The following is a 16357-nucleotide window of genomic DNA, read 5'->3' as shown; positions in this document are numbered from 1 at the left end:
TAGCCATTAGAATACTTAATACGTATCTAAATATTTCTAGAGATAGATTTTGAATCTAGACCCTGTACATTGTCCTGAGCAAGGGGCATTTTGGATCAGTCTAATGTGAATGTCTCACCCACTCCGGAACTAGAATGAAAATGCCGAGGTAAACTCAGCCATGTCGACCAATAGTGATATTGAACTGTCCAATTCTGATGATTGTGAAAAGTATGTAAACCGGTTTATTCAGGAATTTCCTTTACGCCGCGCAGAAATCGGGCAGGGTACCGTGATTAAACGTGCCTTGCCAAGCAGACACAAGCGCATGATAGGTGCCTGGTGTTTTCTCGATCACGCCGGTCCTGCCATTTTCCCGCAAGGAGATGGCCTAGATATCGGACCACATCCGCATATCGGGCTGCAGACTTTTACCTGGATGATCGAAGGCAGCATGATGCACAATGACAGTCTGGGAAATCAGCAATTGATTCGTCCCAAGCAGGTCAATCTGATGACCTCGGGCTATGGTATCTCACATACTGAAGTCTCTCCGGAAAGTGAGACCCATATGCATGCAGCACAGTTGTGGATTGCCTTGCCGGATGACAAGATCAATATGGCACCGGGGTTTGACCATTATCCTGAATTACCGGTGGTCAATGAGCAGGGTATCGAGTTTACCGTGCTGGTTGGAGAGTATTTAAATACCAGATCACCGGTTAAAGTGCATAGTGAATTGCTGGGCGTGGATCTGTATGCAGATGAAAGTAGCAGTATGCGTTTGCCACTGAATCCGAAATTTGAATATGGCTTTATGGTACTTGAAGGTACGGCCAGTATAAATGGACATGAACTGACAGAGGATAATATGCTGATCCTGGAGCCGGGGTTGCAACAGGTCAATGCTGAAATTCATGCCAGAAGCCGGGTGTTATTGATTGGAGGAGAGCCATTTGAAAGCCCGATTTTATTATGGTGGAATCTGGTCGGGCGTACGGTAGAGGACCTTAAAATTGCACGGGAACAATGGATAGAAGGGCATGAACGTTTTGGTTCTATTCCAGCCTATGATGGGCTACGTTTAGAAGCTCCTGCATTTCCAGAGCGGATGCGTGCTTCACGATAAATGCTAAAATGATGGGAATATAAAGCGCTGGCTGAATTGAACTCAAAGAGTGAATCTGCAACATGGGATACATATCATTACAGTCATCAAAAAATGAGCTGGAGTCGGCTGCTTTTTGCTATGCTCAATGAGCAAGAACAATAAAATCATGAGTCTAATATGCGTGTTTTACATCATCTCGAACAATCACGGTCATTTCGTATCCTGTGGGCCATGGAAGAGTTAGGACTGGATTACGAGGTTAAATACTATAAGCGTCAGCCCAATCTTTCTGCGCCACCGGCCTTAAAACAGATCCATCCATTGGGCAAAGCTCCGATTCTGGTCGATCAGGGTCAGGTACTGGCGGAATCTGCAGCGATCCTGGAATATTTACAGGAAACCTATGACGAACAGCAGCAGTTTCGTCCCGAAGATCCTGCCGACAAGGCCCAGTACCGTTACTGGATGCATTATGCGGAAGGTTCGTTAATGCCGCTGCTGGTGATGCAACTGGTGATGACCACTGTACCAAAACATACCCCGTTGCTGATTCGGCCTGTAGCCAAGAAAATCTGTGATGGAGTGAAGAAACAGTTTGTACAGAGCCGCTTAAAAGATCATATCCAGTTTCTGGAAAGCTATTTGAGCGAGCATGATTATTTTGCCGGACATTTCAGTTTTGCCGATATTCAGATGAGTTTTCCGTTGGAAGCGATGCAGAGCCGGACAGGCCAAAGTTATCCGGCCATTCAGGCCTATCTGAAACGGGTCTCGCAACGTGCAGCCTATGCGCGTGCACTGAGCAGGGAAAAACAGATCAGCTCTTAAATGCTTAAAAGAAAAGGTGCCGATGGCACCTTTTTGATTTTGTGAGATTAGTCCGGGAAGCTGAGACGTTCTTTGGGGAAAACCACCTTAAACGTGGAACCTTGGTTTTCTTTGGACTCGATTTCCAGATGTGCCTGATGCTGCATCAATACATGTTTGACGATGGCAAGTCCCAAACCGGTACCACCAGTACGGCGACTGCGGTCTGAATCGATTCGGTAAAAACGCTCGGTCAGACGTGGCAGATGCTTGGGATCAATGCCGATACCGTTATCTTGCACCACAAAATAGGCCGATTCACCATCATCATGCCAGCCGATAGTGATGGTGCCGCCTTTAGGCGTATATTTGATGGCATTGGTGATCAGATTGCTAAAAGCGCTGGCCAGTTCCATGTCTGAACCGATCAGATCGCAATGGCTGTCAATGTCCAGATTCAGGGTATGACCATAATCCATATTATAGGCCTGGGCATCATCGAACAGCTGGTTCATCAGACTCGGCATTTCAATGATCTGATTTTTGGCAATATTCTTGTCATTTTCCAGACGCGATAGTAACAGCAGGTCATTGACCAGTGCATTCATGCGTCGGGTCTGCGACTGCATCTGATCAAAGGCACGTTTCCAGCGTGGATTGATGTCTTCCTGATCGGTAAAGGTTTCAATATAGCCACTGAGTACGGTCAACGGGGTTCGCAGCTCGTGCGAAATATTATCGACGAAATCTTTACGCATCTGTTCCAGATTATGCATCCGGGTTACATCATAAGCGACCAGTACTCGGCTTTCTCCGCCAAAACGTGTCATTTTGACCTGTACATAGTGGTCTTCAAACAGTGAAGAGCGCATTTTCAGGCCGTCCGGAGATTCATCAATATGATGATAGTATTCAATAAAATTCGGTTGGCGCAGCAAGGTCAGGATATTACGGCCACGGTCATCACTCGAGATTCCGAGCAGACGTTCCGCAGCAGGATTCCACCATTCAATCTGCTGGTTTTCATCAATTAAAACGACAGCTTCTTGCAAGGCTACCAGAGAAGACTGTGCACGATCGATCAGTTCAACCATTTCTGCCTGAACAATCCGTTCCTGACGCTGGGCGCGGTAAACATTGAAAAGCAGTGCACCCCAAATTCCGCCAATATTGGGCGGAACATCATAGGGGCGGTTGGAAATCCATTCATTGACCAGGTATAAAGAACGCATCTGGGTCGCAAAGAACGCCACGAAGGCGATTACGATACAAATCCAGAAATACCCAATCCCAAAACCGATAAAGCTGGCGATAATCAGAAAAAAAGCCAGCAGGCGTAAATCCTGTTTGGCAAAATCCCATAAACTGCTGTAACGGATTCTTTTATGCTCGCGTGCCAGTTCGGGGACAGGGTAGGGTTCATACATAAAACAAGATTTACCTTAAATGATATTTAACCTAAAGCGACATCGGAACGGGTCGAGAAACGATAACCTGTACCACGTACGGTCTGTACATAACGGTCCACGCCATAGGGTTCCAGCACCTTGCGCAGGCGACGGATATGCACATCAATGGTCCGGTCTTCAATATAGACGTTACCGCCCCACACCTGATCCAGCAATTGCGCACGGGTATAGGCACGTTCCGGATGGGTCATGAAGAATGCCAGCAAACGGTATTCGGTGGGTCCCATTTCCAGAATATTATTGCCAAAATTCACCCGCTGGCTGACCGGATCCAGAATCAGGCCATTGGCATCAATGGTTTTTTCACCGCTCAGGGCATTGGCACGGCGCAGTACCGCCTTAATCCGGGAAACCAGTTCCCGGGTCGAGAACGGTTTGGTCATGTAGTCATCGGCACCGGCATCCAGACCTTGTACCTTGTGGTCTTCTTCACCGCGTGCTGTCAGCATGATCACCGGGATTTCAGACAGGCTTTCATCACGTTTCAGACGACGACATAAGTCCACACCGCTGACACCACCTGGCATCATCCAGTCCAGCAAAATCAGTGCCGGACGTTGATCCACAATCATCTGATGCGCCTGCTTGGCATCTTCTGCCTGCAAGCACTGAAAACCGGCCATATCCAGAGAGGTATGGATCATTTCCCGAATCGGGAGCTCGTCATCGACGATTAATATGTAGTCATCTTTCACAACGCAATACCCTATTTCATGTAAACGGTGAGCCGTTTTATATTTATGACAGGCTTATTACAAAGACTAATTATGACAGTATCATTGCAGAAAGGGAAAAACTGCTGAAATTCACAAAGATTTGTGACAAATATAGCGCATAAAATTGTTAAAAAATCATAAATTAATTTTACCTGTTTCCAAGATAAAGCATAAATTCACAACTACACTGGAAAGCTCATAATACCTTTTTAACAAAAGGATTTAACAGCTATTTTTTCTCGGAAAATGACTCTAATAGTGCTAAAAAAACCACACTGCAAGATGATAAAACTTCTTCAAGCGAATGCTTAAAACCGCTCATCACCCAACGAATGGCAATTTGGGTGACATAACCATTTAAACCGGTCGAAACCAGGGAAATTTCCTGCTCGCTACGATTTAACTGCGGCATCATTAACATGACAAAAGCATGAATCATACGGTCAAAACGCGACATGGTTTCATGAATGGTGGCCTGATTATGCAGTTCCTGTACCAGCATGGCATCAATATAAATGATCCTGGCCATACGTGGATTGTCACGCAAGGTGGTGAGTAGGGCTGTCAAACCGGCTTCGATCATTTTTTTCGGATCACTCGATGCCTGCATCATGGCCTGCATCACATTCTGTTGCAGTTCATCAATCAGTTTCAAAAAAATGGTCTGAAACAGATCTTCGCTTTTCTTGAAAGATTCATAAAAATAACGTTCAGTCAGTTTGGCTTCATTGCAGATATCTTTGACCGTGACTGAAAAAAAGCCGTAACTGCCATAGGCTTCAATTCCAGCTTCGATCAACTTTTCACGACGTGCCTGCTGCCGCTCCGCCATCGACAGGCCTTTAAACTGACGTTGTCTGGTTTTGGCGGCTCGTGGTTTCACTGCTGAGTCGATTGAATCGGTCATAAGGCCTGAGTGCTCATCTGTATAAAGATTTTGAATATCTTAGCAATAAATCACGCTTAGACCTACATGAGAAATTCTGTCCCGAAAGTTGGCCTCTAAGGATATGGGATAATTATTGACAATCTGTATTGTCAAAACTATATTGAGGATCTGTGCTAGCTCCTGAAACAACAGAACAAGATCCTGCTGTCATGGAATGGCAGTAGTTTACATAAGGAAATTAAATGAAAAATTTTAACAATAAAGTTGCCGCGATTACCGGGGCCGGTTCAGGTATTGGCCAGCAACTGGCGGTACTACTGGCCCAGCAGGGTTGTCATCTGGCCCTGAGTGATATTAATGAACAGGGTCTGGCACAAACGCTCGAATTGCTCAAAGAGAGTGATGTCCGTGTGACTATCCAGAAAGTGAACGTGGCTGATCTGGAACAGGTGCGTAACTGGGCGGCGCAGGTCGAACAGGATCATGGCAGTATCAATATGATCTTTAACAATGCAGGTGTTGCACTGGGTTCAACAGTGGAAGGGGCATCTTATGAAGAACTGGAATGGATCGTCGGAATCAATTTCTGGGGTGTGGTGTATGGCACCAAAGAATTTCTGCCACTGATCAAGAAAACTGGTGATGGCCATATTATCAATATTTCCAGCCTGTTTGGTTTAACGGCTCAGCCGACCCAGTCTGCTTATAATGCGACCAAATTTGCAGTACGTGGTTTTACTGAATCCCTGCGTCAGGAACTGGACATGGAAAATTGCGGAGTCAGTGCGCTCTGTGTGCATCCGGGCGGGATCCGTACCAACATTGCCAATGCAGCAAAAATGAATAACAGCCTGCTGACTTTAGGTATGAATCCGGAAAAATCAGCCCGTAATTTTAATAAATTATTGCGTTGTCCACCTGCAGAAGCTGCCCGTCAAATTCTGGAGGCGGTACAAAAAGACAAGCGCCGTCTGCTCATCGGCAATGATGCCAAAGCGATAGACCTGATTCAGCGAATCTTGCCGACCGGTTATCAGCATGTCACTGCACTGGCGACCCAATTTGGTAAAAGAAAGAAAAAGTCTGCTTAAGAAACTGTAAAACAGACCCGCGAAAGCGGGTTTTCTTTTATGGCAATAATCATAGTCTGACTCTTTAGCAGGTCAGTATCTGAGGTAATGTAAGGCTTTTAAATTATAAAATTTTTATCTATATCAAGGTCTCAATGGTCTTTTTCTTCCAGACAAACTGATAATACAGTCCCTGCAAAATACACATGCTGACAAAGGCCAATGCATAGGCATACCAGATACCTTCCAGGCCCCACCACCGGCTAAACAGATAAGCGGCGGGAACTTCAATACATAGAATGGCGAAAATATTAATCAGCATTGGCATAGTTACCGTACCACTGGAACGCATGATCGAAGCAAAAATGGCACTGGCGCCAAAAAACAGAATTGCCCACAAAACAATGAACAGCAGTTTTTGACCGAGCACCACCACCTGGGGGTCGGTAATAAACAGCGCCATCAGATATTTGGAAAACAGATAAGCCAGAATCACCAGACCACCGGTGAATAGGATATTCATAATGAGCGCAGTGCGGGTAACTTTATTCAGCAGATCCGATTTGCCTGCACCAATGGCTTGAGCAGCAAATACAGATGCAGCTATCGCAATCGATAAGGCGGGGAACTGAATATAATTTAAGACCTGATTGACTGCGCCATAAGCGGCTGTTGCTTCTGCACCATAACGGTTAACCAGTCCGACAATTACCAGTCCGGCAACTGAAGTCGTGACCATTTGTACACCAGTTGGAACTCCCAGTTTAAGGATGGTTTTGCTCAACTGTGGCTGATGACGAATATTTTTTAATAAAGCCCAGTCGAGCTTGAGCGGATGCTGCTTGCGCTTCAGATACAAAATCAAAAATACCAGAACTGCGAGATTTCCCAGAATGGTAGCAAGTGCCGGTGAAATAATGCCCATTTTAGGAAAGCCAAAATAACCGCCAATCAGGACCGGTGTCACCACCAGGCCCACCCCAATGGTAATGACGGAAGCAAATAGGGGTGTGGTACTGTCTCCGACACCACGCAGAATGGAGGTATAAACAATATAGATAAAAATTAAGGGGCTACCCACCAGCATCCACTGCACATACGGCAGGGACAAATGCATCACATCCGGATCTGTGCCGAGTGCCAAGAGAATATTTTCAGCAAAAATCACCCCAAAAAGCGCAATCAAACTGCCGCCAATCAAGGTCATAAATAAAGTTGAACCAACCACACAGCGGACTTTTTCTATATTTTTCCCGCCCCAAGCTTGGCCAATCAATACGGTAGAGCCGGCGGATAAACCAATCACAAAAGCCATCAGGCAAAACAGGATTGGAAAAAATACTGCAACAGCAGCAATGGCGTTAACGCCTAGCATTTGTCCCACAAATATTGTATTGACCGTGCCAGAAAGACTTTGCAGGATATTCGTCACAATCAATGGCACCAGAAAAACCAGAAAGGCTTTCCATAAATTCTCTTGGTGAATCAATGCTTGCTGTGCCATGCGACATCCTGTGATTGGATTATTATCTACTTATTTATTGCTGTAACTATTATTGGCTAGAGTATAGAAAAAAGCCTTAACTTTTAGGTAACTAAGGTACTTATTTTATAAGGTTTTTAGTTAAAAGGTGAGTTAAACCTTTGAAAGGATTTGACCTGCCTGGATCAGAGTTTGTTCTTTTTTTGCAAAGCAGAACCTGAGTAGACGTAAATCGGCAGGAGGGTGCTGGTAGAACGCGGAGACTGGAATCGCGACAATCCCATGTTGTTCTGCCAGAAAATGGCACATGGACAAATCATCGAGCTCAGGTCGAATCTCTGAATAATCTAGGTTCTGGAAATAAGTTCCTTGAGAGGGTGTCCACTTAAAGCGTGACATTTCAATGGATGAGTTAAATAAATCCCGTTTGTTTTGATAGAAAGAGGATAGTTCAGGTATATGCTCAGGATGCAGTTGCATATATTCCGCCAAGGCAACTTGAACGGGCGTCACACCGCAGAAACTGGCAAACTGATAAATCTGTCTGAACATTTTCATGAGTGCCGGTGCAGCAATACAAAATCCGGTTTTCCAGCCCGTGACATGGAAGGTTTTACCAAAAGAGCCAATCACGAAGCTACGCTCGCGAAGTTCTGGAAATGACCACGCCGAATGGTGCTGAACGCCGTCAAAAACCAGATGTTCATAGACTTCATCGGACAGCACCACAATATTGCGCTCGCGAATCAGCTCGATCAGTTGCTGCCAGTCTGCCTTGGACCAGACACTCCCACTCGGATTATGCGGAGTATTCACCACAATCATGCGGGTACGATCATTAATGGCATCTTTGACCTGATTCCAGTCCACAGAAAAATCAGGATGCTGCAAAGCAATATGCACTGGCTTTGCCCCAACCAGTTGAACCGCAGGTCCATAACTGTCGTAGCTTGGATCGAAAATAATTACTTCTTCCCCGGCACGCACCGTGGCTTGAATGGCACAAAAAATCGCAATCGTGGCCCCAGGCGTAATCGTGATTTCCTCGACAGGATCAATAATCAGTTGATCACGCTGCTGATAGAGATCTGCCACCAGACTTCGCAAGACTGGCAGACCATCTCCCGGAGCGTACTGGTTAAATCCATTCTGGCTGGCCCGCTTTAAAGCTTCAATCAAGGCAGGAGGCGCTGCAAAGTCCGGAAATCCTTGAGAAAGATTCAAGGCTCCGAGTTTTTGTGCCAAGGCCGACATGGTACTAAAAATGGTCACGCCCAAATCAGGTAATTTAGAAGGGAGTTCCAGCATATCCTTGGCCTTGAAGAATGAGATCTGAATGAGTGTAGCAGCAAGTTCCGTATTGGATAATCAGAAAAATAGGGAATATTGGGCAATAGTTTAAATTAAGATGCACCACATGCGATTTAAGATTTTTAATTGAAGGGCCATAAATTAAAGGCCTAATTATGTGAAATGCATCGTAAACTGGACGAAATAGATAACTTTTCCTAAAATCTGCCGCACAATAATAAAGCTTAAAATGATAACTATAAAATGCCAAAACCTATCCATATGCTGCTGGAGCAGCTCGGGCTTAAGCGACAGCATCGTGCGCTACATTTACAGTTTTCACATCCTCCTTTAAATCATCAGGTTTTGATTCAGCGGATTGAGGGTCAGCATCAGATCAATCAAGGCTTGCAGGCTGAACTGATCTGTCTTTCCACTCATGCTCATATTGCCTTGAAACAGTTTATCGGCTGTCGGGTGGCCATTGATCAGGTCACAGACCGGGGTGAACTTTTCCGGACTACGGGCATTATTACTGCAGCCAGCCAAGGACAAGATGATGGAGCTTTGACCCTGTATAAATTGACGCTAAATGACCCGACTGCACTCTGGCAGAAGCGCCGTAACAGTCGGGTTTTTATGAACAAGACGGTGCGCGAGATCAGTGAAATCCTGTTCAGTGAATGGCAAAACAGAAGTGCATTATTCGCTGCCAGTCTCAGCCTGGATTTGACAGGACTCAGCCGAGACTATGATGTCCGGCCTTTTGTGATGCAGTCGAATGAATCGGATTATGATTTTCTGACCCGTTTATGGCGTAGCGAAGGAATTAACTGGCTGATTGATGAAAAGCAATTAACTGTGCCTGTATCAGCCAGCGAGATTCAAGCTCAGCTTTTAAAACTGGTAGATCATTCCCAATATTTTTCAGCTTTAAAACGCCGCTCCATCCGGTTTCATCGCAGTCATGCCACCGAACAGCTCGACACGCTGAACAGTCTGATTGCGGTACGTCAGCTCAATCCGAATAGTACCCAGACCCAGCGCTGGCACGCCCAGCAACTCGCCCAGGATCAAAGCCAGCCTTTATTCAGTAATCATCAGCAAAGTGATATTCACGCAAATGCCACTCTTCAGCTTGAAGATGCCTGGAACATCAGTCCGGCCTGGACCGGCGACTTAAATCATGAGGATCAGGTGACAGTATCTGGTATAACTCAACTGGAACGACTCAATCAGCAGCTCAGTGACTATCATGCTTTGCAGTCCAAATATTTTAAAGCCAGTAGCAGCGTACGAGATGCTCAGGTTGGATACTGGTTTGAACTGCAACAGCATCCTGAAATTGATCAGCATCCTGCCCATCAACGTGAATTTCTGATTTTGGCTAAGCAGTTTTATAACCAGAACAATTTACCCAAAGATATCTTATCGCAGCTGGACAGTTTGCTTGAGAAGAGCGGCTGGCAGATGACACAGGAGGAACGACAGGCCAATGAACTACAGATGGTGCGCCGTGAAATCCAGGTTGTTCCTGAGTACCACCCCTTCATTCATCGGCCTGCTGCATATCCGCAACGGGCTCGAGTGGTCGGACCTGAAGGTGAAACGATTCATGTCGATGCATGGGGGCGGGTGAAAGTTCGTTTTCTGTTTACCCGGAGTGAGGATCATCAGCATGATGGCGGCGCAGGTAGCAATGACAATGATAGCGATTCTGCTTGGGTGGATGTTTTGACCCCTTGGGCGGGTGAGGGTTATGGCATCAGGTTGCATCCGCGAATTGGCGAAATTGTAGTGATTGACTTCTTTGAAGGTGATATCGACCGGCCCTTTGTGGTGGGACGGATTCATGAAGCAGAACGGCATCCGACCATGTTTGATGCAAAAGGAGAACTTCCTGCGACCAAAAAACTCAGTGGCATCCGTTCTCAGGAGGTCGATGGGGATGGCTTTAACCAGTTGCGTTTCGATGATACCCCTGAACAGATTAGTGCGCAGCTGCAAAGTAGTCATGCAGCCAGTCAGCTCAATCTGGGAAATCTAAGCCATCCTAAAGAAAGTGAAAGCAGCGAAGGTCGAGGAGAAGGTTTTGAACTAAGGACAGACCAGTGGGGTGCCATACGTGCAGGAAAAGGCTTATTAATCTCCACTTATCGGCAAGATTCAGCAGCAGGCAATCACCTGGATGCGAGTCGTGCCAAAGAGCAGATTGAATCGAATCTCGATCATAGTAAAGCCTTGAGTGATATTGCTGAACAACAGCAGACTGATCCGCTGCAATTTTTTGATAGTTTAAAACAGTTTCTGAGTCAGATTGAAGCTGAAGATCAAGCCAAGGCTGCCGCATTTAAACAGGCCGTGATGTTATTAACTGCCCCCCAAACGATTGCACTGAGCACAAATGAAAATATTCATTTATCCGCTGATCAGCAAATCAATCAGAGTGCCGGGAATAATATTCATTTATCCACACAGAAATCTTTAGTTGCTCATGCACAGGACAAGATCAGTTTATTTGCTGCTCAAGAGGGTGCGAGTCTCTATGCTGCTCAAGGAAAAATTGAACTACAAGCCCAAGATGATGCGATTGAAGCGATTGCCCGCAAGGTAATCAAGCTTATTTCGACTGAAGACAAGATCGAAATCACCAGTCCGAAGGAGATCGTACTGACCGCTGGAGGGTCTCAAATTAAGATCAATGGTGGTGGAGTAATGGTCACAACTGGTGGGAAATTTGAGTGTAAGGCAGGGCAGCATAGTTTTATAGGAGGGGCTAAAATTTTCTATGAAATTCCTGAGTTACCTAAAGCTGGCCCCTACGCTGTAGATTTTTTATTCAGTAGTTTAGGTGGTAAAGGCATTGAAGGTGCACAGGTAACTATGTTCACACCCAAAAATAAGGAAATCTTGTGGGAAAGTAAAACTGATTTGAATGGTAAGACTCAATTATCTATTTTTGAAGAATCATTAGCTTATGAAGCATTAGTTGGATTTAATCAATGGTCAAGTATCTTTGAAGATTTGGAAACTAAAGTAACTGATATAGAAGATGAATTTGATGTGGGAGAGCATGGAATTCAGTTAGAAGACATTAAATAATTATAAAGGTACTCTCTGTGAATTATTATATTGTAAAAAAAGGAGATACATTATGGGGTATCTCAAGAAAATTTAATATTACTGTAAAAAAAATAGCTGAACTTAATGAGTTAAATAGTTCTGCTATTCATAAAATAAAAATAGGTCAAAAAATATATATTAGTAAAACAGATAAGATTAATGCTGAAGTAGTTTTAAGAATTATATTATTAGATTTGTCCTTTAAGTTAATCCCAAAAGGTATTGTAAAATTAGAATATGATGGTAAGTCAAATGACATAGTTTTCAAAGATGGTGTGATCTATGATTTAGAAATTTTAGATCATTCAAAGGGACTAAAAGTTTATTATAAAAATATTAAAGGTACCTTTGATTTAATAGCTAATTATAAAAGTTTACCTATAGGGAAAAAAGTTTTAAGGTTGACTTCAAGGCAAATGAAGGTTTCAGGTACTCACTATCCTAAATCAGGTATAGTCCAGCAGAAAGTTGATGAAATTAAAAAATCATTAAAAAATTTAGCAGAGCCAATTATAAGGGGAGGAGATGAACAAAATACTAGTCAATCATCTATAATTTTACCCGAACCAAGAAACGATCAAAAAAGGACTGATTTGGGTAATAGTACTCATATAATTGCAAGTCAATTTACAGAAGAGAACTTTATTCTAAATACAGTAAATAATAAATATAGAAAATTTGTTATAGATGCTTCAAGGCGTCATGGGTTTACACCTCATAGCCTCGCAGCTTTAATCCATGCTGAGGCTGCAAAAAAAAGTAATGGTGAATGGGATCCGGAAAGTTTTAATGCAAGTACAAATGCTGCTGGATTAACACAATTTTTAAAAGGTACGTGGCTTGAAATTTGTAAAAATCAAGATACTTTAATAGGGCAATATGCTTCAAAAATTAAGAAACTTACTGAGAAGCAACTTCTCAGTCTGAGATTCAATCCTGAATTCTCTATTGATGCAGCAGCAGCTTATGCAGTTGTTAACTTTAAATGGTCAAAATTACCTTATCAAAAATTAACAGAACCAAGTTCAATCGCGAAACTTGCTTATCTATTACATCATGAAGGAGCAGGCGGTACTAGGTCATTCATACAGAATAGTTTTTCTCAAGAAAGAGCGAAAAATTTATTATTTGCACAATTTGGAAGTAAAGGTAAACAAAGAGCTTCAGATTATTTGAAAAGATATAATGATGATGCAAAAGCTGCCTATGGAGCATGGTTAAGAGCTTATATTGATGCACATATTAATATTTATGATTATGTACTGGATAAATCAAAAACTTCCGGGGCGAATTTATCTTTAGAGGAAACAATAAAAATTTTATTAGGACAAGCTTCTTCACCAACACCAACACCAACACCAATCTCAAGTAAAGAAGTACAAGAAAATAAAACTGTAGGAGGAAGTGAAATATGGGTAGATCCTTTATCAGTAAATAAGTTAAGAACTGCTGGTCTTGCAAATATCAAAAGTGCCACCTTTGGGAAGGTTAGAAATGGAGGTACAAGAAATCATCAAGGTATAGATCTAGCTGCTGACTCAGGTACAAATATTTTTGCAGTATGTAGTGGCATTATTGCTGTCGCAAAGGATAGTGGAGGGCCATATGGTAAAATTGTTGTATTAGAAGTAAATATTGATGACCTGCCTATACAACAAAAAAAATATGCATTAAAAAAAATTATAAATAGCAATTTTATTTATTTTTTTTATGCTCATTTATCTATTATAAATGTTGAAAAGGGAGATGCTGTGGATGTTACGACAGTTTTAGGTAAAACAGGGTCTAGTGGAAATGCGAGTGGAATGACTACTATATCAAAGGGTGGACATTTGCATTTTGAGACGAGAAGTTCGCCATTGTTGGGTAAAGGTTTACAAGGAAGATTTGATCCTATTCCTTTTTTTCTAACAAAATTAATTTAGGCTTTTTGAAATATGAAAATAATTAAATTTCTGGTAATAATTGGTAGTTTTTTTTCATTATCATGTCATTCTAAAAATATAGATTGGAACGATTATCAGCAGAGTGCTATACAGATTAATGAACCAGTTTTATTTTTAGATCATTTTGGTGAATTCTCTCAATTAAATAATAACTTAAAGTTAGGTTTAATTGATTATGGAAATAAAAATAAAAAATATTCTGGTGGGAATTACGTCCTTAAAATTTATGGTATTGAGGTCTTAAATAATCAAAAAGAATATTATTTATTTAAAAGTACAGTACCTTTGAAGTCTAGTGTTGATTTAAAAATACTCTATCAAGATGAAAAAATAGTAGCTTTTCGAACACGAGAATTCAGCGAAATAGATTATGTAAAAAGACCTTATAAAAAATTTAGCTCTAATTTATTTATATATAACAAATTATCAAATTTAGTTGTTGAAGCTCCAGTAGTAGACTCTTCATCTGCTAATTTAGAGAGTGATTATGTAAATATATTAGCGGGTGATAATTTTTCTTATATTCTAAAAGAAAAAAAATATTTATATGAAGCAGATGTTAGAGAGTCTAGTGGTAAATTAGAGAAGTATAAATTAATATTAAATTCTGAATTGAAATGTTTGTCATCTACATTAGGGTGTGAAAGTATAAACTCTCAAAAATCACTTAAAAAATAGTTTATTTGATTGCTACATTATTAATGTAGCAATCCTTTTTTCTTTTACCCTTCCAAAACCTCTTCCAGCAACTCCTCACTCGGTGCAAAGTAATAGGCACCATCTAGAGGTGTTACGAAATGCAGCAGACGATCATGAATTCCATCGCCAGAGGTACCAAACATACGTTCTAACATAGCATCGATAATCGTAAGGTCTTTGGTGTAGGCAATAAAGAATAGACCCTGGTCACCACGTCCATCACCATAAGGCAGAGAATGACGTAGGATTTCCATTTCTTCGCCTTCTTCATCTTCCACTACAGTACGTGACACGTGCGCATTTTCAGGTTTGACTTCATCATCCAGCTCAATCGATTCAAGCTTGGTACGACCCATAACCTGTTCCTGAGTATCAACTTTTAGCTTTTTCCATTTTTCCAGGTTATGCGCGTAACGTTGGGCAAAAATAAATGAACCATCTTGGAAAATACCTGAATCTTCACCTAATAATGCGACTTCAGCACGATCATCCGGGAATTGCGGATTTTCAGTTCCATCAATAAAGCCAGTTATGTCACGACCATCAAAATAGCGGAAGCAAACCCGCTCATCCAGCACCTGAACCTGATCCTGAATGCCTTCAAAAAAAGCCTGACTGAGCGCAAAACAGATATCAGCACGGGCACTGGCAATATGAATGATCATATCTGCCGGAACCACAGGCATTTCAAATGAACCATGAATGGGTTCAAGCTGTTTAAAACCTGCAGGACTTTGTGAGTACAGGCGTGACCAGAGCTCAGGCCCAAAGGCTACCGCCGTTTTAATTTGTGCTTGAGGATGTTGCGTGATCAGCCGATCACGTGAAGTAAACAGATGTTCAAGTTGTTCTTTTAATTTTTCAATACTTAAATCTTTAATACGTAAAACAATAAAGCGGGCATGATCTGAAGGAAGTGGCAAGATTACCGATTGGGCTGTCATTCATGGCTCCTGTAAGAATAAGTCCTGTTTTCTAATTTCTATATTGTGCCTGAAGCCACACAGAGTGAATAGTCCGATGCTTTATATTTAAGCAGGTTTTTAGCCTGATTTTATTGGAAGATTCATATAATATTGGGTGGGTTTTGCTGAGTGAAATGTTCATGTCCTATCAAATATGGTTTGCCTATATGCTGGCCTGCTGGGTGATTAGTGTGTCCCCGGGCGCAGGAGCAATTGCATCAATGTCGAGTGGGCTCAACTATGGTTTTCGGCATGGTTACTGGAATGCGCTGGGTCTGCAACTGGCGTTATTGGTGCAGATTGCAGTGGTTGCGGCAGGTGTGGGAGTTTTGTTTGCAACCACACCATGGGCATTTTTGGCGGTGAAATGGTTTGGCGTGGCTTATTTGTTGTATTTGGCATATTTACAGTGGAAAGCACCCGCACAATCTATCGAAATTAAACACGAATTGGCACGTAAATCGGCAGGGAAACTGGTATTACATGGTTTCTTGGTCAATATGAGTAATCCCAAAGCCATCGTATTTTTACTGGCAGTCCTGCCACAATTTCTGGACTTGTCCAAGCCGCAATGGATTCAATATCTGATTATGGCAGCAACGATGGTGACAATTGATCTGATTGTGATGGCCGGTTATACCGGACTGGCGGCTAAAGTTTTAAGGCTACTTAGATCGCCGAAACAACAAAAAGTCATGAACCGGACTTTTGCCGGTTTATTTGCTGGCGCAGCATTTTTATTGAGTTTGGTGCATCAATAGAGATTGTTTGCTCTCTCCTTTGGAGAGAGCTGAATGGGTTAATAGAAAA

13 protein-coding genes are annotated in these 16357 nt (G+C 42.5%); 7 read left to right on the top strand and 6 right to left on the bottom strand.

Annotated features, from left to right (window positions below; translation table 11 throughout):
* Positions 1-160 precede the first annotated feature (160 nt).
* Both VXQ11_RS10275 and VXQ11_RS10270 read left to right on the top strand, forming a co-directional pair.
* Positions 161-1108, top strand: coding sequence for a pirin family protein (locus VXQ11_RS10275; protein WP_416680974.1), 948 nt, complete (start codon positions 161-163; stop codon positions 1106-1108).
* A gap of 159 nt (positions 1109-1267) precedes the next feature.
* Positions 1268-1918, top strand: coding sequence for a glutathione S-transferase family protein (locus VXQ11_RS10270; protein ID WP_416680973.1), 651 nt, complete (start codon positions 1268-1270; stop codon positions 1916-1918).
* A gap of 47 nt (positions 1919-1965) precedes the next feature.
* Here the strand turns inward: VXQ11_RS10270 and phoR are convergent, their stop codons facing one another.
* The 3 genes from phoR to VXQ11_RS10255 form a co-directional block, all read right to left on the bottom strand.
* Positions 1966-3324 (bottom strand): phosphate regulon sensor histidine kinase PhoR, encoded by a 1359-nt coding sequence (phoR, locus tag VXQ11_RS10265; protein WP_064096937.1) that lies wholly within the window; start codon positions 3322-3324, stop codon positions 1966-1968.
* Positions 3325-3350: 26 nt separating this feature from the next.
* A complete protein-coding gene (gene phoB / locus VXQ11_RS10260; protein WP_064096938.1) occupies positions 3351-4061 on the bottom strand; it encodes a phosphate regulon transcriptional regulator PhoB in 711 nt (236 codons plus the stop codon).
* Positions 4062-4311: 250 nt separating this feature from the next.
* Complete coding sequence (locus tag VXQ11_RS10255; RefSeq protein WP_064096939.1) at positions 4312-4989, bottom strand: TetR/AcrR family transcriptional regulator; 678 nt, start codon at positions 4987-4989, stop codon at positions 4312-4314.
* 224 nt (positions 4990-5213) lie between these two features.
* On the opposite strand from VXQ11_RS10255, the gene VXQ11_RS10250 reads away from it, so the two are divergent.
* The gene (locus VXQ11_RS10250; protein WP_064096940.1) at positions 5214-6062 is read left to right on the top strand and encodes an SDR family NAD(P)-dependent oxidoreductase; all 849 of its coding nucleotides are present in this window, start codon (positions 5214-5216) and stop codon (positions 6060-6062) included.
* A gap of 118 nt (positions 6063-6180) precedes the next feature.
* On the opposite strand, the gene VXQ11_RS10245 is transcribed toward VXQ11_RS10250, so the two are convergent.
* A complete protein-coding gene (locus VXQ11_RS10245; RefSeq protein WP_064101713.1) occupies positions 6181-7545 on the bottom strand; it encodes an MATE family efflux transporter in 1365 nt (454 codons plus the stop codon).
* Positions 7546-7677: 132 nt separating this feature from the next.
* The gene (locus VXQ11_RS10240; RefSeq protein WP_416705951.1) at positions 7678-8832 is read right to left on the bottom strand and encodes a methionine aminotransferase; all 1155 of its coding nucleotides are present in this window, start codon (positions 8830-8832) and stop codon (positions 7678-7680) included.
* Between the two features lie 246 nt (positions 8833-9078).
* On the opposite strand from VXQ11_RS10240, the gene VXQ11_RS10235 reads away from it, so the two are divergent.
* The 3 genes from VXQ11_RS10235 to VXQ11_RS10225 are packed head-to-tail and all read left to right on the top strand — an operon-like array spanning position 9079 to position 14561.
* Positions 9079-11916, top strand: coding sequence for a type VI secretion system Vgr family protein (locus VXQ11_RS10235; RefSeq protein ID WP_416705949.1), 2838 nt, complete (start codon positions 9079-9081; stop codon positions 11914-11916).
* A 17-nt stretch (positions 11917-11933) separates the two neighbouring features.
* Positions 11934-13862 (top strand): LysM peptidoglycan-binding domain-containing protein, encoded by a 1929-nt coding sequence (locus VXQ11_RS10230; RefSeq protein WP_416705948.1) that lies wholly within the window; start codon positions 11934-11936, stop codon positions 13860-13862.
* Between the two features lie 12 nt (positions 13863-13874).
* Complete coding sequence (locus VXQ11_RS10225; RefSeq protein ID WP_005108400.1) at positions 13875-14561, top strand: hypothetical protein; 687 nt, start codon at positions 13875-13877, stop codon at positions 14559-14561.
* 44 nt (positions 14562-14605) lie between these two features.
* Here the strand turns inward: VXQ11_RS10225 and VXQ11_RS10220 are convergent, their stop codons facing one another.
* The gene (locus VXQ11_RS10220; RefSeq protein ID WP_416680964.1) at positions 14606-15526 is read right to left on the bottom strand and encodes a Dyp-type peroxidase; all 921 of its coding nucleotides are present in this window, start codon (positions 15524-15526) and stop codon (positions 14606-14608) included.
* Positions 15527-15687: 161 nt separating this feature from the next.
* Here VXQ11_RS10220 and VXQ11_RS10215 point away from each other — a divergent pair, with 161 nt between their 5' ends.
* Positions 15688-16308, top strand: a complete 621-nt coding sequence (locus VXQ11_RS10215) for a LysE family transporter (RefSeq protein WP_064101719.1) — start codon at positions 15688-15690, stop codon at positions 16306-16308.
* The last annotated feature ends 49 nt before the right edge of the window (positions 16309-16357 follow it).

It is taken from the genome of Acinetobacter sp. 197 (assembly GCF_048148385.1).
GTDB classification, from domain to species: domain Bacteria; phylum Pseudomonadota; class Gammaproteobacteria; order Pseudomonadales; family Moraxellaceae; genus Acinetobacter; species Acinetobacter pecorum.
The sequence above is the reverse complement of the archived record's forward strand: the minus strand, read 5'-3'. Positions and strand labels throughout refer to the sequence as shown.

Coding starts and splice junctions, on each gene's coding strand:
- VXQ11_RS10275 (WP_416680974.1), top strand. CDS start 161: ATGTCGACCAATAGTGATATTGAACTGTCCAATTCTGATGATTGTGAA.
- VXQ11_RS10270 (WP_416680973.1), top strand. CDS start 1,268: ATGCGTGTTTTACATCATCTCGAACAATCACGGTCATTTCGTATCCTG.
- phoR (WP_064096937.1), bottom strand. CDS start 3,324: ATGTATGAACCCTACCCTGTCCCCGAACTGGCACGCGAGCATAAAAGA.
- VXQ11_RS10255 (WP_064096939.1), bottom strand. CDS start 4,989: ATGACCGATTCAATCGACTCAGCAGTGAAACCACGAGCCGCCAAAACC.
- VXQ11_RS10250 (WP_064096940.1), top strand. CDS start 5,214: ATGAAAAATTTTAACAATAAAGTTGCCGCGATTACCGGGGCCGGTTCA.
- VXQ11_RS10245 (WP_064101713.1), bottom strand. CDS start 7,545: ATGGCACAGCAAGCATTGATTCACCAAGAGAATTTATGGAAAGCCTTT.
- VXQ11_RS10240 (WP_416705951.1), bottom strand. CDS start 8,832: ATGCTGGAACTCCCTTCTAAATTACCTGATTTGGGCGTGACCATTTTT.
- VXQ11_RS10235 (WP_416705949.1), top strand. CDS start 9,079: ATGCCAAAACCTATCCATATGCTGCTGGAGCAGCTCGGGCTTAAGCGA.
- VXQ11_RS10225 (WP_005108400.1), top strand. CDS start 13,875: ATGAAAATAATTAAATTTCTGGTAATAATTGGTAGTTTTTTTTCATTA.
- VXQ11_RS10220 (WP_416680964.1), bottom strand. CDS start 15,526: ATGACAGCCCAATCGGTAATCTTGCCACTTCCTTCAGATCATGCCCGC.
- VXQ11_RS10215 (WP_064101719.1), top strand. CDS start 15,688: ATGTCCTATCAAATATGGTTTGCCTATATGCTGGCCTGCTGGGTGATT.